The sequence below is a fragment of the Streptomyces sp. NPDC046909 genome, assembly GCF_040644695.1.
Taxonomy (GTDB): domain Bacteria; phylum Actinomycetota; class Actinomycetes; order Streptomycetales; family Streptomycetaceae; genus Streptomyces.
Genome location: NZ_JBEYXC010000024.1, coordinates 13,863 through 40,095, shown reverse-complemented (window position 1 = coordinate 40,095; position 26,233 = coordinate 13,863). Strand labels below are relative to the sequence as shown.

Here is a 26,233-nt window from a genome sequence, read left to right as displayed (position 1 = left end):
GCCCGTCCGACCCGGGGTGGTAGTTCGTTCGTGCGGCCAGTGCGGTGGCACACGCTGTCCCCGACAGTAGGGACGGGTGATTTCTCGGGCGTGACCCATTTGTTTCGCACAAGTTAACCGGACATCCCGCACCCGACCCCACCTGTCCGTATCGCGAAACGGGCGCAGTACGGTGGACGGGTGGACAAGAGGGAAGCAATCGGATCGTGGCTCTCGGGCCCCCGTGAGGCCGCCGAACAAGCCGGTGTCGACTTCGGGTACCGGGGCGAGCAGCTCGGCCTGCCCGAGGAGGGGCCGGGCTCCATCGCCCGTCCGGGCCGCCGGATCGGCGCGCTGCTGGTGGACTGGGGCCTCTGCCTCTTGATCGCATACGGCCTGATCGCGGACAGCTACAACGAGGCGGCCCAGGTCTGGGCGCCGATCGTCCTCTTCGCCCTGATGGTCCTCACGGTCGGCACCCTCGGCTTCACCCCCGGCAAGCGCCTCTTCGGCCTGCGGGTGGTCACCCTGGGCACCGGCACCGTCAACCCGCTCCGCGCTCTGCTCCGCACGGTCCTGCTCTTCCTCGCCATCCCGGCCCTGATCTGGGACCGCGACGGCCGCGGCCTCCACGACCAGCTGGCCCGCACGGTCGAGGTCCGCATCTGACACCCACATCGCTCGTACGACGATGGGGGCGCCCGGATCACTCCGGGCGCCCCCATCGTCGTACGAGGTCGATCAGCGCGATCAGCGCGCCTTCGGGCCGCCCTTCGGCAGCTTCATGCCCTTCGGCATCGGGCCCTTCGGGAGCGGCATGTTGCTCATCAGGTCGCCCATGGCCCGCAGCCGGTCGTTGGTCGCGGTCACCTGGGGGCCGGTCAGCACGCGCGGCAGCTTGAGCATCGAGGTCCGCAGCTTCTTCAGCGGGATCTGGCCCTCGCCCGTGCCGACGATCAGATCGTGCACCGGCACATCGGCGACGATCCGGTTCATCTTCTTCTTCTCGGCGGCCAGCAGGCTCTTCACCCGGTTCGGGTTGCCCTCGGCGACGAGGACGATACCGGCCTTGCCGACGGCCCGGTGCACCACGTCCTGGCTGCGGTTCATCGCCACCGCGGGGGTCGTCGTCCAGCCCCGGCCGATGTTGTCGAGGACGGCCGCGGCGGCGCCGGGCTGCCCCTCCATCTGCCCGAACGCGGCCCGCTCGGCCCGGCGTCCGAACACGATCGCCGTCCCGAGGAAGGCGAGCAGCAGGCCCAGGATGCCCAGGTAGACCGGGTGGCCGATCAGGAAGCCGATCGCGAGAAAGACACCGAGGATGAGGATGAAGACACCCGCGAGCACGAGGCCGATCGTCTTGTCGGCCCTGCGGGTCATCTTGTACGTCAGGGCGATCTGCTTCAGTCGCCCGGGGTTAGCGGCATCGGCCGCACTGTCACTTCTCGCCATGCCACGAAGTCTACGTGGCCGCCGGAGCGCCGACGACGGCAGTGCCCCGGAGGAAAACCTTCAGGAACGGCCCACGAGCGTCTGCTCCAGGACACGCTGCGCCTCGACCCGGTCCTTGGCCCGGCGGCGGTCCTCCAGGACGGAGGTCCAGGCGTTGCGGCGGGCGGTGCGCTGACCGCTGCTCATGAGCAGCGACTCGACGGCACGGAGTGCATCGGTGAACGACGGGATGGCGGTGGCGCGTACGGGCGCGGCCTGCATGATGGAGGTCCCCCCTCAGGGATAGCGGCTCTGGTGAGTGGTGCACGGGCTGTACAACCAGGGTCACTGATTGGTGTTACCAGGGCGTGACCGACCGGTCAAACACCAATGAAGCCTTGATACTCAGCGCGAAAACACTGACGCGGCCCTGATGGTGCCCCCAGCTGCGAGGACACCCAGGACCGCGTCAATCGGCCGCTACCGGGCGGTAGTTGCTTGTGCTCGGATTCACACAAGCGGGGTGGCACTCCGTGCCATCACACCGCCTGGGACGCCACGAACGAACCCCGCTTCTCGATGGCCATCTGGTACAGCCGGCCCGCGCGGTACGAGGACCGGACGAGCGGCCCCGACATCACACCGGAGAAGCCGATCTGGTCGGCCTCCTCCTTCAGCTCCACGAACTCCTGCGGCTTGACCCAGCGCTCCACGGGGTGGTGCCGGACGGACGGCCGCAGGTACTGCGTGATGGTCACCAGCTCGCAGCCGGCGTCGTGCAGCTGCTTCAGCGCCTCGCTGATCTCCTCGCGGGTCTCGCCCATGCCGAGGATCAGGTTCGACTTGGTCACCAGACCGAAGTCACGGGCCTCGGTGATGACCTTCAGGGAGCGCTCGTAACGGAAGCCCGGGCGGATCCGCTTGAAGATCCGCGGCACCGTCTCGACGTTGTGCGCGAAGACCTCGGGCCGCGACTCGAAGACCTGCTGAAGCAGCTCCGGTACGGCGTTGAAGTCGGGGGCGAGCAGCTCGACCTTGGTGTGGCCGCCCTCGCGCTCCGCGGTCTGCTGGTGGATCTGGCGCACGGTCTCGGCGTACAGCCACGCCCCGCCGTCCTCCAGGTCGTCACGGGCGACGCCGGTGATGGTGGCGTAGTTGAGGTCCATGGTCACCACGGACTCACCCACGCGACGCGGCTCGTCACGGTCCAGCGCCTCGGGCTTGCCGGTGTCGATCTGGCAGAAGTCGCAGCGCCGGGTGCACTGGTCACCACCGATGAGGAAGGTCGCCTCGCGGTCCTCCCAGCACTCGTAGATGTTGGGACAGCCGGCTTCCTGGCAGACCGTGTGCAGGCCCTCGCTCTTCACGAGTTTCTGCATCGCGGTGTACTCGGGACCCATTTTCGCCCGCGTCTTGATCCACTCGGGCTTGCGCTCGATGGGGGTCTGGGCGTTCCGGACCTCCAGGCGCAGCATCTTGCGTCCGTCGGGTGTGACTGCGGACACATCGGCTCCCTGTAGCTTCGATTCTTCGGCGTACACCAGGGTACGCCCGTGCTTACCAAGCCCTGCTGTCAGGCCAACCCCGGCGCTTCAGGGCTGATTCCCGGCCTCAGGCTGTCGCCTTCTCGATCTCCCGCGGCTTCAGATCGGCGTTCTCGAGGACGTCCTTCAGGTGCCGCTCCACCACCGGCAGCACCTCCGCGATCGTCACGTCCCGCCCGAGCTCACCCGCCAGCGAAGCAACCCCCGCGTCCCGGATCCCGCACGGAATGATCCGGTCGAACCACCGGTTGTCGGGGTTCACGTTCAGCGCGAATCCATGCATCGTGACCCCCTTCGCCACCCGGATCCCGATCGCCGCGATCTTCCGGTCCTCACGCCGCTGCCCCGCGTTGGACGGCGCGTACTCGGGCCCGTTCATCCGGGGGTCGAACTCCTCGTCGTGCAGCCGGGGGTCGAAGTCCAGCGACAGCCCGCCGATGGCGGGGCGCTGCTCGACGGGATCGCCGAGCACCCACACCCCGCTGCGCCCCTCGACCCGGCTGGTCTCCACGCCGAACTCCGCGCACGTGCGGATCAGCGCTTCCTCGAGGCGTCGTACATGCGCCACGACGTCCACCGGACGCGGGAGCTTCTGGATGGGGTACCCCACCAGCTGGCCGGGTCCGTGCCAGGTGATCTTGCCGCCGCGGTCCACGTCGATGACCGGCGTGCCGTCGAGGGGGCGTTCGCTGTCCGCCGTGCGCCGGCCCGCCGTGTACACGGGAGGGTGTTCGAGCAGCAGGACGGTGTCGGGGACCTCGTCCGCGAACCGCGCCGCGTGCACGCGGCGCTGCTCGTCCCACGCCTCCTGGTACTCGACGGCCTCCGCGCCGAATCCCATCCGGACGAACCGCAGCTCGCTCACGGCAAGCGCCTCCCTGGAGAGTCGTAAGGCACGAACTGTGCCTACGCCACTGTACGACTCGCCGTCACGCGTCAGCCGTGCGGCCAATCCTCACACGATCGGATGAACGAGCGTCGAAGTGTGCGATCGTCTGCTCACTCTCCGCTACATTCGCGCCGTCCTATAGAGGCCATAAGGGCTGCTCACAGGCAATCCGGGCAGGAGACACCACCCCAGATGACGGAACGACCCGCGCAGCGCACTCCCAACCGCCAGCTCGCCGCGCTCATCGCAGAAGCGGGGTTCTCCAACGCGGGGCTCGCCCGTCGAGTGGACCAGCTCGGTCTCGAACACGGGCTTGATCTGAGATACGACAAGACATCCGTGACCCGGTGGCTCCGCGGCCAGCAGCCGCGCGGGACGACCCCCGCCCTCATCGCCGAGGTCTTCACCCGCCGCCTCGGCCGCCGCCTGTCCGCGCAGGACCTCGGACTCGACGCCTGCGCGCCCGTGTACGCGGGCCTGGAGTTCGCGGCCACCCCCGAGGAGGCCGTCGACATCGTCAGCGGACTGTGGCGCAAGGACTCCGGCAGCCACGCCGAACTCCGCAAGATCGCCTTCACCCCGGCCGGCCTTGTCGTCCCCAGCCGCGACTGGCTCATCGGACGCGCCGACGACAAGGTGGCCCGCGGGGAGCCCGTGGCCCGGGTGCCGGTGCAGGGCCGCCCCGCCGTACCCCGGCAGCGCGGCGCCGAACGCGGGCCCGGCCAGAAGGTCACCGGCGGCGACATCGCCGCGCTCCGCTCGGTCGGCGAACTCTTCCGCTCCCTCGACAACATGTACGGCGGCGGCCACGCCCGGCAGGCCCTCGTCCGATACCTGGAGCACGAGTGCGAGCCGATGCTGCGCGGCACGTACGGGGAGCAGACCGGGCGCCGGCTCTTCGCTGCCGCCGCGGACCTCACCCGGCTCGCCGGCTGGACCTCGTACGACATCGCGGCGCACGGACTCGCACAGCGGTACTTCGTGCAGTCGCTGCGGCTCGCGCAGGCGGCGGGGGACCGGGCGTACGGGTCCTATGTGCTGATCACCATGAGCCGGCAGGCCGTCTACCTCGGGCACGGGCGGGAGGCGGTGCAGCTCGCGCGCGTGGCCCAGCAGGGAGTCGGGACGAATGCTCCGCCGGTCGTGCAGGCGCTGCTCCATGCCGTCGAGGCGCGCGGGCATGGGGTGTTGGGGGAGGTGCGGGCCTGCACGGGGGCGCTGGTGCGGGCCGAGCGGGCCCTTGAGGCGGCTCGGCCCGGGGACGAAGTGCCCTACTGGGCGCGGTTCTTCGACGAGGCGCAGCTCGCGGATGAGCTCGCGCACGCGCATCGGGATCTTCAGCAGTTCCGGGTGGCGGTGCAGCACGCTGAGCGGTCGCTGCAACTGAGGGCGCCCGCTTATGCCCGCAGCCGGCTCTTCTGCCGGGTGGTGCTGGCTTCTGCCCGGCTGGGGCTCGGGGAGCTTGATCAGGCCTGTGCGTTGGGGGCGGAGGCGGCGGGGGCGGCTGCGGAGATGCGGTCGGTGCGGGCGATCGAGTATGTGCGGGACTTCGAGAAGCGGTTGGAGCCGTACAAGGACGCGGCGCCGGTGAAGGGGTATCGGGACAAGGTGGCTGCGCTGGGGTGAGGATCCCGCTCGCCGTAACTCCGACCGTGTGGGGGACTGCGCGACTCCGTTGTGGCTGGTCGCGCAGTTCCCCGCGCCCCTTTGGGGCGCGTTTCAGGCGGCCTGTGCTGTGGGGAGCGGGTCCGACTTGTGCATGGATCCCGCCGCCCCTAGATCCGTCAGGATCGCCGTCGATGCCCTGTGGCCCGAATGCAGCGCCCCTTGCACCGTGCTCGTGTCCCTGTGGTCGCCGCACACGTACAGGCCCGCCAGCAGGCGTACCGGGCGGCGCAGGTCATGGGGGGCGCGCATGGCCGGTACTGCCTCTGGGGTGTGGTGGACCGCCAGGGTTTCCCAGCGGGTCGTCGAGGTGCCGTAGAGGCGGGACAGGTGCGTGCGTACCGCCGCCTCGATGTCCGGCGGGGGCGGGCCCAGGACCGTGGAGCTGATGAGTGCCCTGCCTGCGGGGGCGCGGGTCGGGTCGACCTGGCTGGCCACGGTCGTGTGGGCCACCGGGCCGCCCCTGTCGGCGTCCAGGAGGAGGGACCCGCCGGTCTCCGGGGGGTCGTCCGTGGTGTGGTGGACGACCGTGACCTGGTGGAAGTCCGGTACGCGCAGGCCCGGGAGGAGGTCGGCGGCGGCGCGGGCGTCCGTTGCCAGCAGGACCGCCCGGCAGCGGAACTCACCGTGTTCCGCCGTGGTGACCGAGCTTGTCGAGACTGACGTGACCCGGACGCCTGTGTGCACCGTCCCCGTGGGCAGTGAGCGGGCCAGGAGCTCCGGGAGGACCTCGGCGCCGCCCTCCGGTACGCACAGGCGGCCGGCCGCGAAGGCGCGCAGGGCCAGGTCGGCGCAGCGGCTGGACGTGGTCAGCTCGGGGTCGCACAACAGTGCCGCGAGCAGGGGGCGCAGGAAGCCGTCGATCGTGCGGGACGGGAGGCCGCGCGTGGCGAGGGCCTGGGCGGCGGGGGATTCCCGGCGGGACAGGAGCCGTTCGATCGGGGTGTTCGCGATTCGGGTGAGTGCGGCGGCGAGGCGGGCCTGGTCCACGGCGGTGCCCAGGGGGGCGGTTCCGGAAGGGGGTGCCGGGCGGGGGGCGCTCGCCAGGGCGCGCACCGCGTGAAGTGCGCCCCTCGCGCCCCCGGCGCCCGCCGGGGCGCCCGCCCGGTGCCGGCGGCCGTCGCTGTGCAGCAGGACACCCGGCGCGAACGGACGCAGGACCAGTCCGTCGAGCCCTGGTGTGAGGCGTAGCTCCGGGTACGCCGTGGACAGCAACTGTCCGATCCGGTCGAGCCGGAAACCGTCGACCTTCTCCGTCGCCATCCGGCCGCCCACCCCATGGGCGGCCTCCAGCACCGAGGTCGTCACTCCTGCGCTGGTCAGCCGATGCGCCGCGGAGAGCCCGGCGACCCCGGCTCCCACGATCACGACGTCCGCCTGGTACGCGGGCTCAAGCACGTGCCCCTCCTCGAGGTTGCGCGGCCGGTGGAGACGTCATGCCCCCAACTGGCTCCGGGGATACCCGAGTTCGGCACGAGGTTAAGTCCGTGATCGGTCAAGAACAGTCGCGCATGAACAGGGCACGGTCGCACGACGGTCGCATACCGTCATACGGCGGCTCGGACGGCTCCCTCGATCTCCGGGAACGCGAAAGTGAACCCCGACTCCAACAGCCGCTTCGGCACCACCCGTTGGCTGCCCAGAACGTCCCCGGCCATCTCGCCGAGCACCGCCCGCAGCACCGGCGCGGGGACCGGGAACAGCGTCGGGCGGTGCAGCACGCGCCCCATCGCCGCCGTGATCTCCCGGTTGGTGACCGGGTTCGGGGCGGTGAGGTTGAACGGTCCGGACAGCCCCTCGGTGTCCATGAGATGCCGGATCGCGGCCACCTCGTCGTGCAGCGAGATGAACGACCAGTACTGCCGCCCGTCGCCCAGCCGCCCCCCGAGCCCCGCCTTGAACAGCGGGAACAGCCGCCCCCACGCCCCGCCCTTCCGCGACACCACCAGCCCGGTCCGGGTGAACACCGTCCGTACGCCCGCCTCCTGGGCCGGAGCCGCCGCCCCCTCCCACTCCACGCACAGCGACGGCAGGAAGCCGTCCCCGGCGGGCGCGCTCTCGTCGACGACCCGGTCGCCGGTCTCGCCGTAGAAGCCCATCGCACTGCCGTTGACGAAGACCCTCGGCGGCTTGTCGAGCGCGGCGATCGCCTCGGCGAGCGCGGTGGTGCCGAGGACGCGGCTGCACCGGATACGGGTCTTGTAGTGCTCCGTCCAGCGCCGGTCGCCGACGCCCGCGCCCGCGAGGTTCACCACGGCGTCGCAGCCGGCGAACCCGGCCGCGTCCACCCGCCCGCCCTCGGGCTCCCAGCGGACCTCGTCCTCGCCCTTCGGCGCCCGGCGCACCAGACGCACCACCTCGTGCCCGTCGGCGGCCAGGGACCGCGCGAGGGCACCACCGATGAGACCGGACGCGCCGGCCACCGCGATCCGTGAACGCTGCATGGTTCCCATTCTGTGCCGTGGGCGCGCGAATGCCCTGCCGCCGTAAGGTGACGGTCATGTCAGAGCCGTACATACGCCGCGCCCTGCCCGACGACGACGAGGAACTGGGGCGTCTCGACCGCGCCACGTGGTCGCCGTTGCACGCGGTGATGCCCGAACCGCAGCCGCCCTACGGGCCGTTCTTCGACGAGCGCCACAGCCCCGACGACCATCTGGTCGCCGAACTCGACCGCCGCATCGTCGGCTACGTCCGCCTGACCTTCCCCACCCCGCTCGCCTCGAACGCCCACGTCCGCCAGATCCAGGGCCTCGCCGTCGCCGAGGATGCCCGTGGCCGGGGCGTCGGCCGGGCGCTGATCCGCGCGGTCACGGACGAGGCCCGCCGCCGGGGAGCCAGACGTCTGACCCTGCGCGTCCTCGGCCACAACACCCCGGCCCGCAAGCTCTATGAGTCCGAGGGCTTCGTCGTCGAAGGGGTGCTGCCGGAGGAGTTCCTGCTCGACGGCGCCTATGTGGACGACGTCCTCATGGGGCGAGGTCTCTGACCCGGTCGGCTTCGGCGGCCGTCCGCGGTCCGCTGCCGAGCCGGTCGACGAGAACATTGCCCACCTTGACGATCAGCGCGCCCACCCCGACGAACAACGCGGTGATCAGCAGACAGGCCACGGCGACGCGTTCGTAACCGCCGCCGTCGTGGTCCGGGTCGAGGAAGGGGTACGGGTACCAGTCGAGCACCGCGCCCCGGATCAGGCTGTACGTCAGATAGGCGAGCGGGAACACCAGCCAGTACGCCGCCTGCCCGTACCGCAGCCGGCGGCGCGGCGGGTCGGCGAGCCAGTCGGCGACCACGACGAGGGGCATCAGCTGGTGCACCACGTGGTTGACCCACGGGATCATCAGTGAGTCGTGGAACTTGGTGAGCACGAGCCCGTACACCAGCCCGGTGATCGCCATGTACAGCACCACGGCGCCCCGCACGGGGTCCGGCACGCGCGTCCTGGTGCCGACGAGGAGCACCACGCACGCGGCCATGTTGCTGAGGTTGGTGAAGTAGCTGAAGAAGTTCGGCACCCCGGTCGCGGACGTCGAGGCGTGATACCCGGCGAAGCCGAGCGCGACGCCGAGGAGGAGGCCGAAGGCGAGCCGGAGGGCGGGGAGAGCGCGGGTCATGGGTCAGGGGACGGCCCCGGTGGGGTGCGCGCCGGGCATTGGTCCGTACGAGGGCCAGGTCAGTCCGTCAGCAGCCGCATCCCGCCCACCAGTTCCCGCAGACACCGCACCGCCAGCTCCGCGGGCGACCCCGGGCCCGTCACGTCCGCGTCCGTCGTCGCCCAGGCCTCCAGCGCCACCCGGATCGCGTCCGTCGCCGCCGCGGCCGCGAGCCGTATCTCCAGGGGGTCGGCGTCCGGGCCCGCGAGCCCCGCCACGACCGGGATCAGCTTCTCCTCGGACTCCTGGTTCACCCGGTACCAGACGGCCCGCAGCGCCGGATCGGCCACGGCCGCCCGCAGCAGCGCCCGCGTCTGCCGCAACCCCTCCGCCGTGTGCGCGTCGGACGCGGACAGCGACTCCTCCACCGCCCGCTCCAGCGCGCGCGGCAGCCCCGTCCCCGGTTCGCTCGCCGCCAGCAGCTCCCGCCAGTGGTCCGCGCCCCGGGCCAGCAGCGGGCCGACGGCGTCCTGTTTGTTGCGGAAGTACCGGTAGAAGGTGCGCAGCGCGACCCCGGACCGCTCGGCGATGTCCTCGGCGGTGGTGCCGTCCGGGCCGTGCTCGGTGAAGAGCTCGGCGGCGGCGCGCGCGATGTCGAGCTGGGTCGCCGCCTTGCGGCGCTCGGTCAGTGAGAGGGGCTTGGTGCTCACCTGCTTGGTACTCACCGGGGAAGCGTACGACGGAGCGCTGACAATGGCGCACTTCGCCTAGGTGGCAAAACGTGCCATCCAGGCGTAACGTGAACGTCATGAACCGTTATGACAACCGACGTGCCCTCATCACCGGCGGCGGCTCCGGCATCGGCCAGGCCACCGTCCTGCGGCTGCTCGCGGAGGGCGGCACCGTCGTCGCCGCCGACGTCAGCGAGGCCGGCCTGAAGGACACCGTCGAGAAGGCGGGCGCCTACGCGGCACGGCTGACCACGGTCGTCGTCGACATCGCCGACGAGGACTCCGTACGCGACGCGGTGGCCCGTGCCGTCGAGGCGCTCGGCGGGCTCGACGTGCTCGTCAACGCCGCCGGCATCCTGCGCTCCGCCCACACCCACGAGCAGAGCCTCGCCGACTTCAACCGGATCATCGCGGTCAACCTGACCGGAACCTTCCTGATGATCCGCGAGGCGATACCGGCACTGCGGGAGGGCGACAGCCCGGCCGTCGTCAACTTCAGCTCGACCTCGGCCCAGTTCGCGCACCCGTACATGGCCGCCTACGCGGCCAGCAAGGGCGGCATCCAGTCCATGACCCACGCCCTGGCGAGCGAGTACAGCAAGCAGGGCATCCGCTTCACCGCCGTCCAGCCCGGCTCCATCTCCTCCGGCATGACCGACGGCTCGGGCGCCTCGAAGTCCAGCGTCGGACCGGGTCTGCCCGAGGACACCGACTGGGACCTGTACACCAAGCTCGCCCCGGCTCTGGGCCAGGGCTTCGCGGGCCCGGAGACGGTCGCGGGTGTCGTCGCGATGCTGGCGAGCGAGGACGGGAAGTTCATCACCGGCACCGAGGTCCGCATCGACGGCGGCACGCACTACTGACGTCGTGAAGGGCTACGACGTCACCAGGTCGCCCGTGTCCACCGGCGCCGTCGCGTCCGCCGCGCGCTCGGCGTCGGAGGACACCTCGTCGGCCGTGAGGACGTACCCCGTCTCGTCGTCGGAGGTGGACCGGGCGAAGACGACGCCGTACACCTTGCCGTCCGTCGTCAGCAGCGGACCGCCGGAGTTGCCCGGCCGGACGGTGGACCGGATCGAGTAGATCTCGCGGGTGACGGTGTCGTCGTTGTAGATGTTCTGGCCGGTCGCCCGCACCCGCTGGGCGACCGTGGCCGCCTGGAGGTCGAGGTCGCCGTCCTGCGGGTAGCCCGCGACCACCGCGGAGTCACCGCGCGAGGCGGCGTCGTCGAACCGCAGCACCGGCGCCTCCAGACCGGGCACGTAGAGCACCGCCACGTCCTTGTCCGGATCGAAGAACACGACCCGCGCCTCGTACGACCGTCCGACCCCGCCGATCCGCACGGTCGGCTCGTCGATGCCGGCCACCACATGGGCGTTGGTCATGACGTGCTCGCGGGAGTAGACGAACCCGCTGCCCTCGCGGCCCTGGGTGCCGGCGACGCCCTCGATCTTCACGGTGCTGCGCTTGGCCGCGTTCGTGGCGCTCGCGGTGACGCTGTCGCCGGTGGGCTTGGCGACCCGGGCCGTCGACTCGTTCTCGAAGGGGTTGAAGACCTGCGGGAAACCCGCCTCGGTGAGCGCGGAGGTGGCCCGCGAGAACCAGGTCGGGGTGGTGTCCGGCATGGCGTCCTGGACGGCCCCGAGGAGCCGCGAGTCCTGGATGGCCGTGGTGAGCGCCGCCGAGGAGGACGCGCCGAGCACGCTCGCCGCCACCCACGCCACGATCAGCACGGCGATCGAGTTGGCCGCGGCCCCGCCGACGCCGTCGGCGACCCTGAGCGGCCCCTGCTCCAGCTCCCGCCGCAGCCGCAGCGCCAGCCGCCCCGCCAGTTCGTGCCCGACCACGGCCGGGACCAGCACCGTCAGCACCGCGGTCACCGTCGCCGACGTACTGCCCGGAGTCGTCAGATCCATCATCCAGGGCAGCACCCACACGCCGATGACCGCGCCGCCCACGAACCCGGCGAGCGAGACACAGCCGGCCACGAGGCCGCGCCGGTAGCCGGATGCCGCGTAGGCCAGGATCACCAGCGCCAGCAGGATGTCGAGCAGGTCCACGGAGCCGCCTTTCTCTCGGACCCCTTATTACGCAGGGGACGGGCCCAGTGATCAGCAGGCACGCGCGCGTGGCGCCCGGAACCGGCCACGCGTACGTGCGCACGTTGTACGTGCATCCGGAGAAACGCCCCGGACCAGGACGATGGTTCCACCGGGTGGCACAGCACACATCGCGGACGGCGCGGATCCGGCTGAGAGTGGGACCATGCGTGTCCGAAGAGCACGGGGGGTACGAGGCCGGCGGCGACCAGTACGAATACCGCCCCGCGCCCTGCTGCCGCTCGCCTGCATGCCCGGCCTCGCGGCCGTCGTCGTCCTCGTGCTCTGCGCGTACGGCGTCCAGCGCCACGCCGAGGCCCACGCCGCGCGGCCCCTCGCGGCCCGCCCCGCCGCCCTGCACCACGCGGCGAGGCCGCACATCGTGCCGAGGTCGGCCTGGGCGAACGGCACGGGAGAGGCCAACACCACCGCCCTCACCCCGCCCCCCGCCCGCTACGACGACAAGGTCGTGGCCGTCTTCATCCACCACACGGACTCGCCCAACACCTACGCCTGCGCGGACGCGCCCCGCATCATCCGCTACCTCGCCGCGGGCCAGACCGGCGTCCGCGACTGGGACGACATCGGCTACAACTTCCTCGTCGACCGCTGCGGCACCATTTACGAGGGCCGCGCGGGCGGCGTCGACCGCCCCGTCACCGGCGCCCACACCCAGGGCTTCAACCACCGCACGGCCGGCATCGCGGCCCTCGGCACCTTCACGGCGGGCGTCGAGGTCCCGCAGGCGATGACGGACGCGATCGCGGCCCTGGCGGCCTGGAAACTGGGCCTCACGGACGTGGACCCGCGCGGCAGCGCGACCCTGACGTCGAGCAACGGCCTCAGCCGCTACGCCGCCGGCACCACCGCCACCCTCCCCACCATCGCGGGCCACGACGAGGGCTACATGACCAGCTGCCCCGGCGCCGCCCTCAGAGCCCGCCTCCCGGAGATCAGACAGACCGCGGCCCGCCTCCAGGGCAGGCCCTAGCCATGCGCGGCCCCGACCCCGAAGCCCTCCTCGCCGCCCACCGCGCCGAGTTCACCGATCTCGCGGTGTACGGCCTGGAGCGCGCCGACCCCGACAAGTCGGCGCACACGGTCTTCACGGGCCCCCAGAAGACCGCCGCCGCGCTCCTCTCCACCGCCCTGCTCCTCGCCTTCCTCCTCGACTGGCGCACCGCGCTCAGCTGGACCTTCGCCGTCGTCAACGTCGTGTTCCTGCTGAGCGTCGGCTTCAAGTTCGTGGTGTGCATGCGGGGCGCGAGGAAGGAGCGGTACGAGGTGGTGACGGACGCCGAGGTGGCGGCACTGGACGACACCGGCCTCCCCGGCTACACCGTCCTCGTCCCCGTCTACCGCGAGGCGAACATCGTCGGCGACCTCCTCGGCAACCTCGGCCGCCTCGACTGGCCGCGCGACCGCCTCGAAGTCCTCGTACTCCTGGAGGAGGACGACACGGAGACGGTGGCGGCGGCCCGCGCCGCGAACCCTCCGGAGTGGATGAAGCTGCTCGTGGTCCCCGAGGCACAGCCCAAGACCAAACCCAAGGCCTGCAACGTCGGACTGCTCTGCGCCCGCGGCGACTACCTCGTCATCTACGACGCCGAGGACCGCCCCGACCCCGACCAGCTCAAGAAGGCCCACCTCGCCTTCGCCAAGGCCGACGACGAGACGGTCTGCGTGCAGGCGGCGCTCAACTACTGGAACTCCGGCGACAACGCCCTGACCCGCATGTTCACCCTGGAGTACTCCTTCTGGTTCGACTACATGCTTCCCGGCCTCGACGACCTGCGCCTGCCCATCCCGCTCGGCGGCACCTCCAACCACTTCCGCACGGAGGCGCTGCGCAGGCTCGGCGGCTGGGACCCCTTCAACGTCACCGAGGACGCGGATCTCGGCGTACGCGCGGCGGCGGAGGGCTGGCGGGTGACGGTCGTCAACTCGACGACGTACGAGGAAGCCAACAACGCCTACGGCAACTGGATCCGCCAGCGATCACGCTGGATCAAGGGCTACTTGCAGACCCTGCTGGTCCATCTCCGTTCCCCCGTACGCCTGTTGAGGACCATCGGCGCGCGTCAGGCGGCCTCCTTCGTGCTCCTCATCGGCGGCACCCCGGCGGGCTTCTTGCTCCAGCCGCTGCTCCTGCTGGTGTTCGTGGCGTCCTTCTTCGTCCCGTCCGACACCCTCGGCCAGGTGATGCCGAGCTGGCTGCTGGTGATCAGCCTGACCTGTCTGGTCACCGGCAACGCGGCGATGATCTACGTCGGGATGATGGGCGCGTTCCGCCGCAAGCGGTACGGCCTGGTCCTGTGGGCCCTCCTCAACCCCGCCTACTGGCTGCTGCACGCGGTCGCCGCCTACAAGGCGCTGTGGCAACTCCTCGTGAAACCGCACTACTGGGAGAAGACCGTCCATGGCCTCAGCACCGCCGCTCACCACGACGACCCGGCCGGCCGTGCGGTGGGGGTGGGCGGAGGGTGAGTGGCCGTCAAGTGCCAAGGCCCGCTGGGCACTTCGCCTGCTCTTCGCCCTGCCCTTCGCCGCCCTCTCCGCCTACTGCGCGCAACGCGGCTATCTGAGCGGCGAGATGGAGGTGCTCACCCGGAACGCCGGGGAAGTCCGCGACGGCTGGGCCGACCATCTCGCGGGGACGCACTACGCCTACCCCGCCGGGATCACCGCGACCCTCGCCGCCTTCCCCGTCGAGTGGCGGCGCCCGGTCTTCGCGGCGATCGGCGCGCTCGGCGCGGGCAGCCTGTCCCTGGCGGTCCTCGCCCGCCTCCTGGTGCACCGCATCAAGCCCTGGCTGGCGGCCCTGCTCTACCTCGCCTTCCTGACCAGCCTCCCGCTCTGGTACGTCGGCACCCAGGACCCGAGCAGCATGTTCGCGCTGCTCTTCCTGGTCCTCGCGATGGACGGGAACGTGCGCTTCGCGGCGTACGGCCAGACGGAGGGCGGCTTCCAGGCGGGCCTCTACCTCGCGGTGGCGTTCTACTTCTCCCCCCTCGCGTTGGTCTACGCCGGCATGCTCCTGCTGGTGGCCCCCCTCGCCGCGATCGGCCGCCGCCATCAGGAGCCGTTCTCCGCCCTGCCGGCGACCCTCGCGGTGCTGGCCTTCCCGGTGGTGGCCGTGGCTCTCGGCTGGACGTACATCGTGTGGCGGCTGACCGGCAGCGCGGTCGGGTGGTTCGACATCGCCTGGTGGCGGTCCCTGTTCCCGCAGAGTGCCGGACCCGCGTTCACGGACGCGGCCGACTTCGTCCTGCGGCTCCTCTGGCACAGCCCCCTGTTCCTGGCGTTGGGCGTCCTGGCGTGCACGCGAGGCGCCGCGATGTTCCTGCTGTGGCTGATCCCGCCCCTGGCCCCCCTGGTCAGCGTCTGGCTCGGCCTCCCCGGCGCGCGCAGCGTCTCCTTCCTCCTCCTGCTGAGCGTCGCCGTCACCTCGTCCCCCGCCCGCGCGACCCGCCCCTGGGCGAAGACCCTGCTGGCCGCGGCGGCTCTGGCCCAGATCGCCCTCAACTTGGCGTTCCCGCCGGAGGTGACGGCATTCCAGCAGTGGTACGAGACGGTCTTGTGACCGTCGGGAGCGGTACGACACGGCCTTTCCGACCAGTGCGGGTCAGCCCGCTGAGCCCGCTGAGCCCGCTGAGCCCGCCGAGCCCGCCGTCACCCTCCGCCACGCCATCTCCGCCAGCACCGCCGCCCCCGCCGGCAGCGCCCCGTCGTCGAACACGGCGTAAGGGGAGTGGTTGAAGGGCGCGTTGGCCGCGTCGGCGTCCGGCGGGCAGGCGGAGAGGCCGAGTTGGACGCCGGGGGCGACGGCGGTGAGGCGGGAGAAGTCCTCCGAGGCCATGATGGGATGCTCGGCCGTGTACCAACTGCCTTCCCCGTACAGGTCATTGACGACCTCCTGACCGAGACTGACGGCCTCCTCCGCGGCGATCATCGCCGGGTACCCCTCCTCGGCGCTCACGTCGGCGGCCATGCCCCACCCCTCGGCGATCCCCTCCACGAGCCGTACGGCGCGCGGCAGGAAGTCCGCCATGGCCTGAGGCGAGGTGGACCGGACCGTTGCCTCGAAGTGGGCCGTCCCCGGAATGATGTTGAGCTTGGTGCCCGCCTGGAAGAGCCCGACCGTCAGCACCACCGGATCGAAGACCGACGTCGTCCGCGTCACCAGGTTCTGCAACGCCAGCACCATCTCGGCGGCCACCGGCACCGGATCGGCGGCGGCCTGCGGCGTCGACCCGTGCCCGCCCCGCCCCCGCACGGTCACCTTCAACTCGGCGTTCCCGGCGGTCTGCGTGCCGACCCGCCCGTGAAAGGTGCCGAGTTCGGAGCCGTACGACGACACGTGCACGGAGTAGGCACCGACCAGGGGAGCCCCGGCCACCTCCAACAACCCCTCCTCGATCATCTTCCCGGCCCCGTCGAACCCCTCCTCCCCGGGCTGGAACATGAAGACCACGGTCCCCGGCAACTCGCTCCGCCGAGCACACAGCAGCTTCGCCGCGCCGACGAGAATCGCCACGTGCTGGTCGTGCCCACAGGCGTGCATTCGCCCGTCGATCACCGACTTGTACGGCACGTCCGCGAGTTCCTGAAGAGGCAGTGCGTCCATATCGCCGCGCAGCAGCACGGCCGGTCCGGGCCGCCCGCCCCGCAGCACGGCGGTGACGGACGACAGCCCCTTGCCGGTGCTGATCTCCAACGGCAGCCCGCCGAGGGCATCGAGCACCCGGGCCTGGGTCAGGGGCAGTTCGAGCCCCAACTCGGGTTCACGATGCAACGCGTGGCGCAGGGAGGTGAGTTCGGACGCGATGACTTCAGCGGCTTCACGGAAGGACAACATGGGCGACTCCTCAAATACCGGTACGTAGGTGCTTTTAGTCTTTTAGGGGCGCGGGGAACTGCGCGACCAGCCACCTCGGCCCCGCAGCCGACAACGAACCGATCGCGGCCCCCCCTTAGTCGTCCGTACGACGCCGAGCGAACAAAATCAGCGCAGCCGCCAACAGCCCCGACACCGCGCAGGTCAGCCAGACCAACCGGTACGCGTTCACGGACGGCAATTCGGACCCGGCCAGCAGCACATTGCTGAGCACCACGACGAACAACCCCCCTGCAATGCCCCCTGCAAGGGTCCGTACCGTGTTGTAGATGCCCGCCGCGATCCCCGTCTGCCCCTTCGGCGCCCGCTCGGCCACCAGCGACGGAAACCCCCCGGACATCAGCCCCACCCCGAGCCCGACAAGAGTCACGGTGACGGCGAACGACGTACGGCTGCCGTACAGCACGCACAACAACCCGTACCCGGCGGCCAGCAGAAACGCCCCGACGGCGATCGTCCGGTGCAGCCCGATCCGCGCGGCGACCCGCGAGTGAAGCGAGGACGCGACGACGGAGGCGACCTGACTGGCCAGCCCGGTCAGCGCGATGGCCATGGTGTCGAGCCCGAAGCCATACCCCGCGACATCCGAATCCGTCGCCAGGAACGTCGAGTTGGGCGACTGCGACCCGAACAGCGCGATGGCGAACAGCATCGCCGCGACCTGCACCGGCCACATCGACCGATGCCCGATCACCCGCAGGTCCACCGCCGGTTCCGGCGTCCGCAGCTCCCACCACCCCCACGCGACGAGCACCACAAGCCCCGCACAGAGGCACCCGAGAACCGTCCCCGACCCCCACCCCTGCTTGGAGGTCTGCGACAACCCGTACTGAAGCAGCAGCAGCGCCACAGCCAGCCCCGCGAACCCGACCCCGTCGATCCGCTGCCCCTGCCGCTGCCGTATCCGCGCGGACGTCTCCGGCACCAGAAAGAACGCGGCGACCAGCGACAACGCGGCCAGCACGACCAGCAGACACAGAGCCGGACGCACCCCACCCAACAGATCCTCGGCGAACCCGGACATCAGCGACCCGAGCGTCACCCCACCTGTCAGGCACCCCACCAGCAGCCCGATCGCCCGCCGCCCGGACTCGCCCTCGGCCCTGTCCCGGGTGATGGCGATGTTGAGCGGCAGCCACGCCGACTGCGGCCCGCTCAACACCCGCCCGAGCAGCAGCAGTTCGTACGACGGCGCGAACGCGACGAGGGCCGCGCCGACGACCGTCATGCCGAGCGCGATGCGCAGCATCAGCCGGTGCCCGAACATGTCCCCGAGCTTGGTCAGCACCGGCACGCACACGGCGGCGGCCAGCAGCTGAAGGCTGGTGACGAGTCCGATGTCACCGGCGCTCACGCCGTGCAGCTCGGCGATCGCGGGCAGCAGCGGCGGCAGGAAGCCCTGGAAGATGCCGCTGGTCAGCTCGACGAAGGCGAGGAAGCCGACGACGGCGCCGATGCGGACGGGGGGAGGGGAGTCGGTTCTGGCCGGGGCGGCGGCGGGCGATGCGCTCATACGGCGGGCTCCACAGGCAGGAGGAGGGGGGACGGAATTGCGCATCACGGTGCGCCATGGCGCCGAAGCGGCCGGAGATCTGGCCGGAAACCGTCACCTGTTACTTTCGGGCGGATGGAATCCGTCACCGTCACTGTCTCCGAGACCGAGCTCCAGCTCCTCCACGCCCTCCAGGTCAGCCCCCGCGCCCCCTGGAGCGTGCTCGGCCAGGTCCTGGGCATCAGCCCGGCGACGGCGGCCAAGCACTGGGCCCGGCTCAGCGGCGAGGGCCTGGCCTGGGTGACGGCGTACCGCCCGGACTACCAGGGCTCGGCCGGCGACCCCGTGAACGCCCTGGTCACGGCGACGGCACGGCCGAGCCGACTGCTCCCGCTGGCCCGGGAACTGGCCACCCACCCGCAGGTGATCTCGGTGGAACTGGTGTCGGGCGACGGCGACCTGTTCCTGACGATCGTGGAACGCGACCGGCACGCCTTCGCGGACTACATGCTCGGCCCGTTCACGGAGCTGGAGGGCCTCCTGACATCGAGCACCTGCTGGGTGACCAAGCTCTACAAGGAGGGCAGCAAGTGGCGCCTACGGGCACTGAGTCCGGCCCAGATCCGCCACCTGACCGCCCACCAGGAACCCGCCTCCACCGAGCCGTACCGCACCGTCCTCGACCAGGCCGACCAGCGGATCGTGGACGCGATGTTCGCCGACGGCCGCGCCTCCTACGCGGCTCTCGCGGAGACGACCGGCGTGAGCGAACCGACGGTCCGCCGGCGCCTGCGCCGCATGCTGGACTCCGGCCGCGTCGCCGTCCGCTGCGACATCGCCTGGGAGGCGGCGGGCTGGCCGGTCCCGACCACGCTGGCCCTCCGCGTCCCGGCGGAGCAGCTGGAGGAGACGGCCCGCGCCCTGACCGCCCTCCCCGAGACCCGCCTCGTCGCCTCCTGCGTGGGCGAGGCCGACCTCCTCATCAGCCTCTGGCTCCCGTCCCTCGCCGACGGCCACCGCTTCGCCGCCCTGCTCGCGTCCCGCTTCCCGGGGGTACGGACGGTCCGCTGGCTGACGGGACTGCGGACGGTGAAACGGATGGGCCAGCCGCTGGACGAGCGGGGCCGGGCGGTCCGGGACGAGTACTCAGCGCTCTGACCTCACCGGCGCCCGAGATACGCGCGCACCGCCCGCTGGAGCACCTTCCCCTGACTCCCCACCGGCCGCTCCCACTCCCCGAGGTACTCCACGGCGTGCCCGCCCGCGCCCACCTTGAAGCGCAGCCGCCCCAGCAGCCGGTCGTCGGCCGTGAGGTTCGGGGTGATGGACCGCAGGTCGTACGTGTCGACGCCCGCCGCCCGCGCGTCGCACAGCATCCGCCACAACAGGGCGCTGCTGGGCCGCAGTTGACGCCCCTGACGGCCGGACGCGGCATACGAGTGCCACGAGCACGGACCGGCGTTGATCATCAGCGCGGCGGACAGTACGACACCGTCGTACTCGGCGAGATAGAGCCGCACCCGGTCGTCGTCTTCGGCGTTCAAGGCCTTCCACATCCGCCGGAAGTAGTCCAGTGGCCGTGCCTTGAACCCGTCGTGGGCGGCAGTGGCGACGTACAGCCGATGGAAGTCGGGCAGATCGGACGCCGAGCCCCACGACACCCGCACCCCGGCCCCCTCCGCCGTACGCAGGGCCTGCTCCCAGTGCGGGGCGAGCCCGCCGCGCAGATCGTCGACGGTCCGCCCCGCGAGCGGAATGTGACATCCGTACCGAGGCTGCCCGAGCCCGAACCCGTTCCCCTTCCCGCCCCCGTCGCCGTCCGCGCACCGCCGCCACCCGAGCCGCCCCAGCCGCTCGGCGGCGTCCAGCGCGTACCCGTCGATGTCGGTCGCGGGAAGGTCGCGCAGATGCCGTACGGCGGGGTCGGCGACGCCCTTCGTGACGGTCGCCGGGTCCCAGTGCCGTACGACGACGGGCGGCCCGATCCGCACGGCGAACGCCCCGCGCGCCTCCAGATGGGCGACCAGCGGATCCAGCCACCGTTCGAGCCGCGGATCCCGCCAGTCGATCTCAGGACCGTCGGGAAGGTACGCCAGGAAGCGCCGAGTCCCCGGCAGCGGCCGGTACAGGACGAGCGCGGCCGCCACCATCGCCCGACCGTCACCCTCGCCCTCGAACCAACCGACGCTCTCCGCCAGCCAGTCCGGCTTCACATCGCCCCACTCGGGGATCTGGAGATGGCTCGCGTCGGGGTACAGCCGCAGGTGGGCGAGATGGTCCTCGCGCGATATCTCCCGCACGTACGGGCTGGTCATGGGCAGGGCGCTCCTGTTCAGGGGCGGCCACGGTAAGCCGGGGATCACGGCACGGGTCAAGAGTCCAGAGGTGAACCTTCCGGACCCGGCCCGTGACGTCGGTCACCGAGCGCCCGCAGCGCCGCCGTCATCCCCGGATGGACCTCCATCCGCCGGTCGGCCTCGGTGATCCGCAGGACACGGCGGCTGACCGAGTGCGGGGCGACGACGAGCAGCCGCAGCGCCACCGTGTCGGCGAGGTGCTGTATGTCCGCCAGGACATCGACGCCGGCGGTGGTCAGACACGGGTCGCGCAGATCGACGACGACCGCGCTCGCCTCCTGGCCGCGGGCGCGCAGCAGTTGGCGTACGAGGGAGGTGCGGACATGCTCGGCGCTGGCGATGTCGATGACCTCGTCCACCCCGATCACCAGGACATGGCCGAGGGCGCGGAAGACCGGCAGAGACACTCTGGGCTCCGGGGGCAGGTTCCAACCGGGAACGGCCGCTTCCTGACCAGTTCTTCGCGACCGACGGTAGCCGAAACCTGCCTGTGGGTGAAGGCCGATTCGTGAATCCGCCCCCGGGAAATGGGCGGTCGGCATTCAACTCGACCTACGGGTTACCCGGTATCCATGTCCCCAGCACAGCCTCCCGCGCCCGGGGTCGGTGAGCGGGCCCTCGCCGGACTCCAGTGCCTGCTCCTGGACTCCGACCGGCTGGAGCCGTTCCTCGGAGACCTCGTCCGACTCGCCGCCGACCTGCTGCCGGGCTCCCCGCACTGCTCCATCACCCTGTGCCGACAGGGCCGGCCGCGCCCCGCCGCCGCCAGCGACGAGATGGTCACCCGCTTCGACGACGAGCAGTACGACGTCGGTGACGGCCCCTGCCTGGAGGCCCTGCGCACCGGCGAGCCGCACCTGGTCCGGGACATCGGGGACGAGCACCGCTTCGGTACGTTCCCCTCGCGCGCCGAGGCGCACGGGCTGCGGTCGGTCCTCTCGCTGCCCCTGATCCCCCCGGGCCGGCCGGCCATCGGCGTGATGAACCTCTACGCCACCGAGGCCGACGGCTCCCTGGACCAAGTCCGGGACCAGGCCACCGTCTTCGCCGGATACGCCGCCGGCGCCCTCGGCGTCGCCCAGAAGATCGCCGACCGGACCCGGCTCAGCGAGGACCTCCAGTGCGCCCTGGCCTCCCGCACCGTCATCGACCAGGCCCTCGGCATCATCATGGGCCAGCAGCGCTGCTCCGCCGAGCACGCCTTCCAGCTCCTCTCCCGCGCCTCCCAGAACCGCAACCGGAAGCTGCGCGAGGTCGCCACGGACATCATCACCAAGGTGACCGGAGAACCCCCGGGACCCCCGACACCGCTCACTTCGCGCTCGCCGGAGCACTGAGCCGGTGCACGGCGGGGAGTGCGCCGACCGTGCCCCGCCACCCTGCTTCCACGAGCCCCCGCGTGACGCGCCCGAATCCGACGGCGCCGCCCGCCCGGCGGCCATCCTGTTCTCCATGACGACCGATTCGCGCGCTTCCGCCGCATTCCTCATCGACGAGGCCCTGGGCTTCTGGTTCCCGGCCGCGCTGCGGGCGGCGGCGGCCGTGGGGGTGGCGGATCACTTGGCGGACGGCCCCCGCTCGCCCGACGAACTGGCCTCGGCCACCGGCACCGACGCGGGGAACCTCTACCGGGTGCTACGGCTGCTGGCCACGCGCGGGGTCGTGGCGGAAGACCCCGAGGGCGGCTTCCGCCTCACGCCCCTCGGCGACGCCCTGCGCACCGACGCTCCGCACTCCGCCCGCTCGGCGATCCTCATGAACACCGACCGCAGCCTGTGGTGGCCGGCCGCCTCGATGGACCGCTGTCTGACGGAGGGGACCTCGGCGTTCGAGGGCATCTTCGGGATGCCGTTCTTCGAACACTTCGCGCAGGACGCGGAGACCGCCGCCGTCTTCCACGAAGGGATGGCCGCGATGTCCGACCCGGAGAACGCGCCGATCGCCGCCGCGTACGGCTTCCCGGATGCGGGGACGGTCGTGGACGTCGGAGGCGGGCATGGGGGCCTGCTGCTGGAGGTGCTGCGCGGCCGTCCCGGTCTGCGGGGCGTCCTCTACGACCAGCCGCACGTCCTCGCCGGGCACCGCCTGGACACCGAGGAGACCAAGGGCCGTTGGAGCGTGGCGGAGGGCGACTTCTTCACGGCGGTGCCTGCCGGGGACGTATACCTCCTCAAGCGCATCCTCCACGACTGGGACGACGACCAGAGCGTCACGATCCTGAGCCGCTGCCGGGAGGCGCTGGCGCCGGGCGGGCGGATCCTCGTCATCGACGCGGTGGTACCCCGGGACAACGCCCCTCATCAGTCCAAGACGCTCGACGTGCTGCTGATGGCGGCGCTGGTGGGCCGGGAACGCACAGAGGCCGATTTCGAGGCCCTGTTCACTGCCGCCGGGCTGCGCCTGTCCCGCATCGTCCCGACCCCGACGGTTCTGTCGGTGGTGGAGGCGACGGCTGTCTGAGCTGCGCCCACACCTGCTTGCCGCCGCGCTTCGGGGTGACGCCCCAGACGTCCGCCACGGACGCGATGAGGAAGATGCCGCGCCCGCTCTCGGTTTCCCAGTCGGGCTCGGTGTGCCAGACGGGGAGGGCGGGGGAGCGGTCGCCGACGGATACGCGTACGCCGCCCTCGGGGAGCTTGCGGAGCCGGAGTTCGCACTCGGGGGAGTCCACGTGGCGATGGACGTTCGTCAGTATCTCGGTGACGCACACGGAGGCGTCGTCGGCGAGATCGGCGTGCCCCCAGTCCTCCAACTGCGCCCGGACGACCCGGCGTACGGCGGCGAACCTCTCGGGCTCGGCGAGGAGTTGCAGCACCACTTCGGGTGGCGATTGCGTGTGCATGGCCTCACGGTGCGTGACGCGGGGCTAGCCTGACCAGGGGTAATCGCGACACACAACGGGGTGTGACGGGAAGGGGGTTCGCTGTGCAGGAGCGTGTTGAGGGTTCGTCGAGCATGCGGATGTTCGGCGCGGTGGCGCGGGCGCTACGGGAGGCGCAGGGGGCTTCGAGGGAGCGGTTCGGCGAGTACGTCGGGTATTCGGCGTCGCAGGTGGGGATGGTCGAGCGTGGGGAGCGGATGCCCAGTGCGCAGTTCGTGGCGCGGGCGGGGGAGTTCCTGAACGCGCGTGTGGCGATCGATGCGGCGGCGGAGCATTTGGAAAGGAGTCCGCATCCGTCGTGGTTCGGGGAGTACGTGGATTTGGAGGCTGAGGCGGTCAGCGTCTGGTCGTACGACGCACATGTGATCAAAGGGCTGGTGCAGACCGAAGGGTACGCGCGTGCGGTGCTCGGTGAGTACTGCCCGATGCTGGATGACGAGGAGGTCGAGAGCCGGGTGCGGGCACGCTTGGCGCGACAGAAACTGCTGACCCGCGTACCTGCCGTATCCCTCGCGCTGGTTATCGAGGAGTGGGTGCTGCGACGCCCCGTGGGCGGGCCGGTGGTGGCCAAGGGGCAGTTGGAGCGATTGCTGGAACTCTCCGAGTTGAGGAACGTGTCGATCCAGGTCATGCCGATGCGGTACCAGGGCCATGCCGGGTTCGACGGTCCCTTCACCCTGCTGGAGACGAAGCAACGGCAGTGGGTGGCCTACGTCGAAGGGCAGTCCTACGGCTTCGTGATCGATGACCGGGAAGAGGTCGGCAACTTCCAGCAGCGCTATGGCATGATCCGGACGCAGGCGCTCACGCCGAGCGACTCCGTGAAGGTGATCGAGCAGATGGCAGGGGAGCTATGACCGCCGATCTGAAGTGGTTCAAGTCCAGCTACAGCGGCAGTCAGGGCGGTGATTGCCTCGAAGTGGCCCTGGAGTGGCGGAAGTCGACGTACAGCGGTGATGCGGGCGGCGAATGCCTCGAAGTCGCCCTAGAAGAAACCGGCCCCACGGTCCACGTCCGTGACTCCAAGGCCAAGTCCGGCCCCACGCTTGCCCTTTCGTCGGACGCGTGGACGGCTTTCGTAAACTCCACCACTCGGACGGCGGTAGAGTAACCGCGTAATCACTCTCCGTGCGCTAACGCGGAGCGGCCCTCAGTGGTGCGCCAACACCGGTCTGAGGGCCTTCACCGACGACTGGATCTGAGGTCCATCGCGATGCTCAAGCATGCTATCCCGCCTGCCCGGTTCTTCTCCCAGACGCCGAACGACATCATCCGGCACCCCCGTCTGAACGGCACGGCGGTCAGGCTCCTCCAATGGGCCCTCTCCCTCCCGGACGACTCCCGCGAGACCATCCAGTCCATCGGCGAAAAGATGCCGGAAGGCCGCCTCGCCGTACGGAAGGCGCGACGCCAGCTGGAAGAGGAGGGCTACCTCCACACCCGCCGGACGCAGGATCCGGAAACGGGCCGCTGGTCCACCCAAGTGCTCGTGTCCAACGTGGCGTTGAAGACGGAGGCCGAGATCGCCGCGGCCTTCGGAACCGTGCCGCCGACTGACCAGGACCCGCCGGTCGGCGGCGTGACCGACCAGGCCGTCGGCGCATCCACCTTCGGTGAGAACACCGAAGAGGAGAACACCCCCAACCCGGCCGCCGAGCCCGCCGAGCCCGCGGAGCGCGAGGCCGCGGCGTTCCTGGCCCGCCTCGGCGACCACACCCCGTCGCTGCGCCTCGGCGCGGGCGAGGTGGCGCGGCTGACGCCTCTCGTCGCGCGCTGGCTGGAGTCGGGGGCGACAGAGGCGGACCTCCGCCAGGCGGTGACGGCGACGCTGCCCAGCCCCGTCAAATCGGCGGCGGCCCTCATCGCGTACCGCCTGAAGGCCCGAACTCCCGCCCCGCGCAAGCAAGTCGAGCGGCTGGGTGAGTGCGCGGAGTGCCGCGACCCGCTGCCGCGCGGCACCGGCGAGGGCATCTGCCGCCGCTGTGCGGGCCTGGGCCCGGCGTCGACACCGACACCGACACCGACACCGTCGCCCTCGGTCCTGACGGCGCTCAAGGGGCGGGACCTGTGCAGGCTCGTCCTGCGCCCTGTCGAGTGAACATTCGAACACCCCGTCACCGGGTCGGTGCAAATCGGTGCGAATTGCGAATATCTGACCGGACGTCATGTCGTGGATGTCGATGTCCGCCCGGTTGGAGGGTTCCGTGTCACGCACAGGCAGTCGTCGCAGTGTGCTGGTCGCGACCGCGGTCGTACTGGGGGCGGCGGGGCTCCAGATGGGCGGCGCGGAGGCGCTGGACTCGCCGTCGGCCACGCCGAGCGCATCGGCATCTGCATCGGCGTCGGCATCCGTATCGGCGTCGGCCTCGCCGGAGCAGTCGGCCACGTCCGAGCGGAGGACGACCTTCGAGGCCTGGGTGACCGGCGCGCCGACCGGAGCCGAAACCGGCTACGCCACGGTCACCTCCGGTCAGAGCGTCTCCCTCCCCTTCACCCTCACCAACAACGGCCCCGACACCAGCCGAGGCGCCACAGTCACCCTCACCGCGTACGACGGCTTCGACCCGGCCTCCCTCACCGGCCCGACCGGCTGGACCTGCACCCTGTCCACCCTCACCTGCAAGGGCCCACCCGCAGCACCCGTGCCGCCGACACCCTCGGCACCTTCACCCTCG

27 protein-coding genes are annotated in these 26,233 nt (G+C 71.1%); 13 read left to right on the top strand and 14 right to left on the bottom strand.

Annotated features, from left to right (window positions below):
* Window positions 1-180: 180 nt before the first annotated feature.
* Window positions 181-648, top strand: a complete 468-nt coding sequence (locus ABZ928_RS47700; RefSeq protein ID WP_361534551.1) for an RDD family protein — start codon at window positions 181-183, stop codon at window positions 646-648.
* 81 nt (window positions 649-729) lie between these two features.
* Here the strand turns inward: ABZ928_RS47700 and ABZ928_RS47695 are convergent, their stop codons facing one another.
* The 4 genes from ABZ928_RS47695 to lipB all read right to left on the bottom strand — a co-directional run bounded on the left by ABZ928_RS47695 (window position 730) and on the right by lipB (window position 3,906).
* Window positions 730-1,431: a DUF4191 domain-containing protein gene (locus ABZ928_RS47695; protein ID WP_361534548.1), complete on the bottom strand. Its 702-nt coding sequence runs from the start codon at window positions 1,429-1,431 to the stop codon at window positions 730-732.
* 60 nt (window positions 1,432-1,491) lie between these two features.
* Complete coding sequence (locus tag ABZ928_RS47690) at window positions 1,492-1,692, bottom strand: hypothetical protein (protein WP_361534545.1); 201 nt, start codon at window positions 1,690-1,692, stop codon at window positions 1,492-1,494.
* Window positions 1,693-1,949: 257 nt separating this feature from the next.
* Entirely contained in the window at window positions 1,950-2,915 is a 966-nt protein-coding gene (gene lipA / locus ABZ928_RS47685; RefSeq protein WP_361534542.1) for a lipoyl synthase, read from the bottom strand.
* A 106-nt stretch (window positions 2,916-3,021) separates the two neighbouring features.
* Window positions 3,022-3,906, bottom strand: a complete 885-nt coding sequence (gene lipB, locus ABZ928_RS47680; protein WP_361534539.1) for a lipoyl(octanoyl) transferase LipB — start codon at window positions 3,904-3,906, stop codon at window positions 3,022-3,024.
* Between the two features lie 129 nt (window positions 3,907-4,035).
* Here lipB and ABZ928_RS47675 point away from each other — a divergent pair, with 129 nt between their 5' ends.
* A complete protein-coding gene (locus ABZ928_RS47675) occupies window positions 4,036-5,469 on the top strand; it encodes a regulator (protein WP_361534536.1) in 1,434 nt (477 codons plus the stop codon).
* Between the two features lie 93 nt (window positions 5,470-5,562).
* Here ABZ928_RS47675 and ABZ928_RS47670 read toward each other — a convergent pair whose 3' ends face one another.
* On the bottom strand, window positions 5,563-6,906 hold the full coding sequence (locus ABZ928_RS47670; RefSeq protein ID WP_361534533.1) for an NAD(P)/FAD-dependent oxidoreductase: 1,344 nt from the start codon (window positions 6,904-6,906) through the stop codon (window positions 5,563-5,565).
* A 149-nt stretch (window positions 6,907-7,055) separates the two neighbouring features.
* Complete coding sequence (locus ABZ928_RS47665) at window positions 7,056-7,952, bottom strand: TIGR01777 family oxidoreductase (RefSeq protein ID WP_361534529.1); 897 nt, start codon at window positions 7,950-7,952, stop codon at window positions 7,056-7,058.
* A 56-nt stretch (window positions 7,953-8,008) separates the two neighbouring features.
* On the opposite strand from ABZ928_RS47665, the gene ABZ928_RS47660 reads away from it, so the two are divergent.
* A complete protein-coding gene (locus tag ABZ928_RS47660) occupies window positions 8,009-8,497 on the top strand; it encodes a GNAT family N-acetyltransferase (protein ID WP_361534526.1) in 489 nt (162 codons plus the stop codon).
* On the opposite strand, the gene ABZ928_RS47655 is transcribed toward ABZ928_RS47660, so the two are convergent.
* Complete coding sequence (locus ABZ928_RS47655; RefSeq protein ID WP_361534523.1) at window positions 8,478-9,122, bottom strand: Pr6Pr family membrane protein; 645 nt, start codon at window positions 9,120-9,122, stop codon at window positions 8,478-8,480. The genes ABZ928_RS47660 and ABZ928_RS47655 overlap by 20 nt on opposite strands.
* A 59-nt stretch (window positions 9,123-9,181) precedes the next feature.
* On the bottom strand, window positions 9,182-9,826 hold the full coding sequence (locus ABZ928_RS47650; RefSeq protein WP_361534520.1) for a TetR family transcriptional regulator: 645 nt from the start codon (window positions 9,824-9,826) through the stop codon (window positions 9,182-9,184).
* A gap of 83 nt (window positions 9,827-9,909) precedes the next feature.
* Here ABZ928_RS47650 and ABZ928_RS47645 point away from each other — a divergent pair, with 83 nt between their 5' ends.
* The gene (locus ABZ928_RS47645) at window positions 9,910-10,695 is read left to right on the top strand and encodes an SDR family NAD(P)-dependent oxidoreductase (RefSeq protein WP_361534517.1); all 786 of its coding nucleotides are present in this window, start codon (window positions 9,910-9,912) and stop codon (window positions 10,693-10,695) included.
* A gap of 12 nt (window positions 10,696-10,707) precedes the next feature.
* On the opposite strand, the gene ABZ928_RS47640 is transcribed toward ABZ928_RS47645, so the two are convergent.
* Window positions 10,708-11,892, bottom strand: coding sequence for a MarP family serine protease (locus tag ABZ928_RS47640; protein WP_361534514.1), 1,185 nt, complete (start codon window positions 11,890-11,892; stop codon window positions 10,708-10,710).
* A gap of 289 nt (window positions 11,893-12,181) precedes the next feature.
* On the opposite strand from ABZ928_RS47640, the gene ABZ928_RS47635 reads away from it, so the two are divergent.
* Genes ABZ928_RS47635 through ABZ928_RS47625 form a run of 3 tightly spaced genes read left to right on the top strand, consistent with a single transcriptional unit; the run spans window position 12,182 to window position 15,514 of the window.
* Window positions 12,182-12,922: a peptidoglycan recognition protein gene (locus tag ABZ928_RS47635; RefSeq protein WP_361534511.1), complete on the top strand. Its 741-nt coding sequence runs from the start codon at window positions 12,182-12,184 to the stop codon at window positions 12,920-12,922.
* Between the two features lie 2 nt (window positions 12,923-12,924).
* Complete coding sequence (locus ABZ928_RS47630; protein WP_361534508.1) at window positions 12,925-14,418, top strand: glycosyltransferase; 1,494 nt, start codon at window positions 12,925-12,927, stop codon at window positions 14,416-14,418.
* Window positions 14,351-15,514: a hypothetical protein gene (locus ABZ928_RS47625; protein WP_361534505.1), complete on the top strand. Its 1,164-nt coding sequence runs from the start codon at window positions 14,351-14,353 to the stop codon at window positions 15,512-15,514. The genes ABZ928_RS47630 and ABZ928_RS47625 overlap by 68 nt, the downstream gene beginning before the upstream one ends.
* Before the next feature lie 42 nt (window positions 15,515-15,556).
* Here the strand turns inward: ABZ928_RS47625 and ABZ928_RS47620 are convergent, their stop codons facing one another.
* Window positions 15,557-16,789 carry a M20 family metallopeptidase gene (locus ABZ928_RS47620; RefSeq protein ID WP_361534502.1) on the bottom strand — a complete coding sequence of 411 codons (1,233 nt, stop codon included), beginning with the start codon at window positions 16,787-16,789 and terminating at the stop codon, window positions 15,557-15,559.
* A 115-nt stretch (window positions 16,790-16,904) separates the two neighbouring features.
* Window positions 16,905-18,341 (bottom strand): MFS transporter, encoded by a 1,437-nt coding sequence (locus ABZ928_RS47615; RefSeq protein ID WP_361534499.1) that lies wholly within the window; start codon window positions 18,339-18,341, stop codon window positions 16,905-16,907.
* Between the two features lie 114 nt (window positions 18,342-18,455).
* Here ABZ928_RS47615 and ABZ928_RS47610 point away from each other — a divergent pair, with 114 nt between their 5' ends.
* Window positions 18,456-19,478 carry an Lrp/AsnC family transcriptional regulator gene (locus ABZ928_RS47610; protein WP_361534496.1) on the top strand — a complete coding sequence of 341 codons (1,023 nt, stop codon included), beginning with the start codon at window positions 18,456-18,458 and terminating at the stop codon, window positions 19,476-19,478.
* 2 nt (window positions 19,479-19,480) lie between these two features.
* Here the strand turns inward: ABZ928_RS47610 and ABZ928_RS47605 are convergent, their stop codons facing one another.
* Both ABZ928_RS47605 and ABZ928_RS47600 read right to left on the bottom strand, forming a co-directional pair.
* Window positions 19,481-20,635 carry a peptidoglycan bridge formation glycyltransferase FemA/FemB family protein gene (locus ABZ928_RS47605; RefSeq protein ID WP_361534493.1) on the bottom strand — a complete coding sequence of 385 codons (1,155 nt, stop codon included), beginning with the start codon at window positions 20,633-20,635 and terminating at the stop codon, window positions 19,481-19,483.
* A 56-nt stretch (window positions 20,636-20,691) separates the two neighbouring features.
* Window positions 20,692-21,084, bottom strand: a complete 393-nt coding sequence (locus ABZ928_RS47600; RefSeq protein ID WP_361534490.1) for an STAS domain-containing protein — start codon at window positions 21,082-21,084, stop codon at window positions 20,692-20,694.
* Between the two features lie 165 nt (window positions 21,085-21,249).
* On the opposite strand from ABZ928_RS47600, the gene ABZ928_RS47595 reads away from it, so the two are divergent.
* Both ABZ928_RS47595 and ABZ928_RS47590 read left to right on the top strand, forming a co-directional pair.
* On the top strand, window positions 21,250-22,014 hold the full coding sequence (locus ABZ928_RS47595) for a GAF and ANTAR domain-containing protein (RefSeq protein ID WP_361534487.1): 765 nt from the start codon (window positions 21,250-21,252) through the stop codon (window positions 22,012-22,014).
* A gap of 115 nt (window positions 22,015-22,129) precedes the next feature.
* Window positions 22,130-23,137: an ArsR family transcriptional regulator gene (locus tag ABZ928_RS47590; RefSeq protein ID WP_361534484.1), complete on the top strand. Its 1,008-nt coding sequence runs from the start codon at window positions 22,130-22,132 to the stop codon at window positions 23,135-23,137.
* On the opposite strand, the gene ABZ928_RS47585 is transcribed toward ABZ928_RS47590, so the two are convergent.
* Window positions 23,058-23,519 (bottom strand): ATP-binding protein, encoded by a 462-nt coding sequence (locus ABZ928_RS47585; RefSeq protein WP_361534481.1) that lies wholly within the window; start codon window positions 23,517-23,519, stop codon window positions 23,058-23,060. The two genes, ABZ928_RS47590 and ABZ928_RS47585, sit on opposite strands and share 80 nt — an antisense overlap.
* A gap of 83 nt (window positions 23,520-23,602) precedes the next feature.
* On the opposite strand from ABZ928_RS47585, the gene ABZ928_RS47580 reads away from it, so the two are divergent.
* The 3 genes from ABZ928_RS47580 (at window position 23,603) to ABZ928_RS47570 (ending at window position 25,656) form a co-directional block, all read left to right on the top strand.
* Window positions 23,603-24,415 (top strand): helix-turn-helix transcriptional regulator, encoded by an 813-nt coding sequence (locus ABZ928_RS47580; RefSeq protein ID WP_361534478.1) that lies wholly within the window; start codon window positions 23,603-23,605, stop codon window positions 24,413-24,415.
* Entirely contained in the window at window positions 24,412-24,669 is a 258-nt protein-coding gene (locus ABZ928_RS47575; protein ID WP_361534475.1) for a DUF397 domain-containing protein, read from the top strand. The genes ABZ928_RS47580 and ABZ928_RS47575 overlap by 4 nt, the downstream gene beginning before the upstream one ends.
* Window positions 24,670-24,771: 102 nt before the next feature.
* Window positions 24,772-25,656: a hypothetical protein gene (locus ABZ928_RS47570; RefSeq protein ID WP_361534472.1), complete on the top strand. Its 885-nt coding sequence runs from the start codon at window positions 24,772-24,774 to the stop codon at window positions 25,654-25,656.
* The last annotated feature ends 577 nt before the right edge of the window (window positions 25,657-26,233 follow it).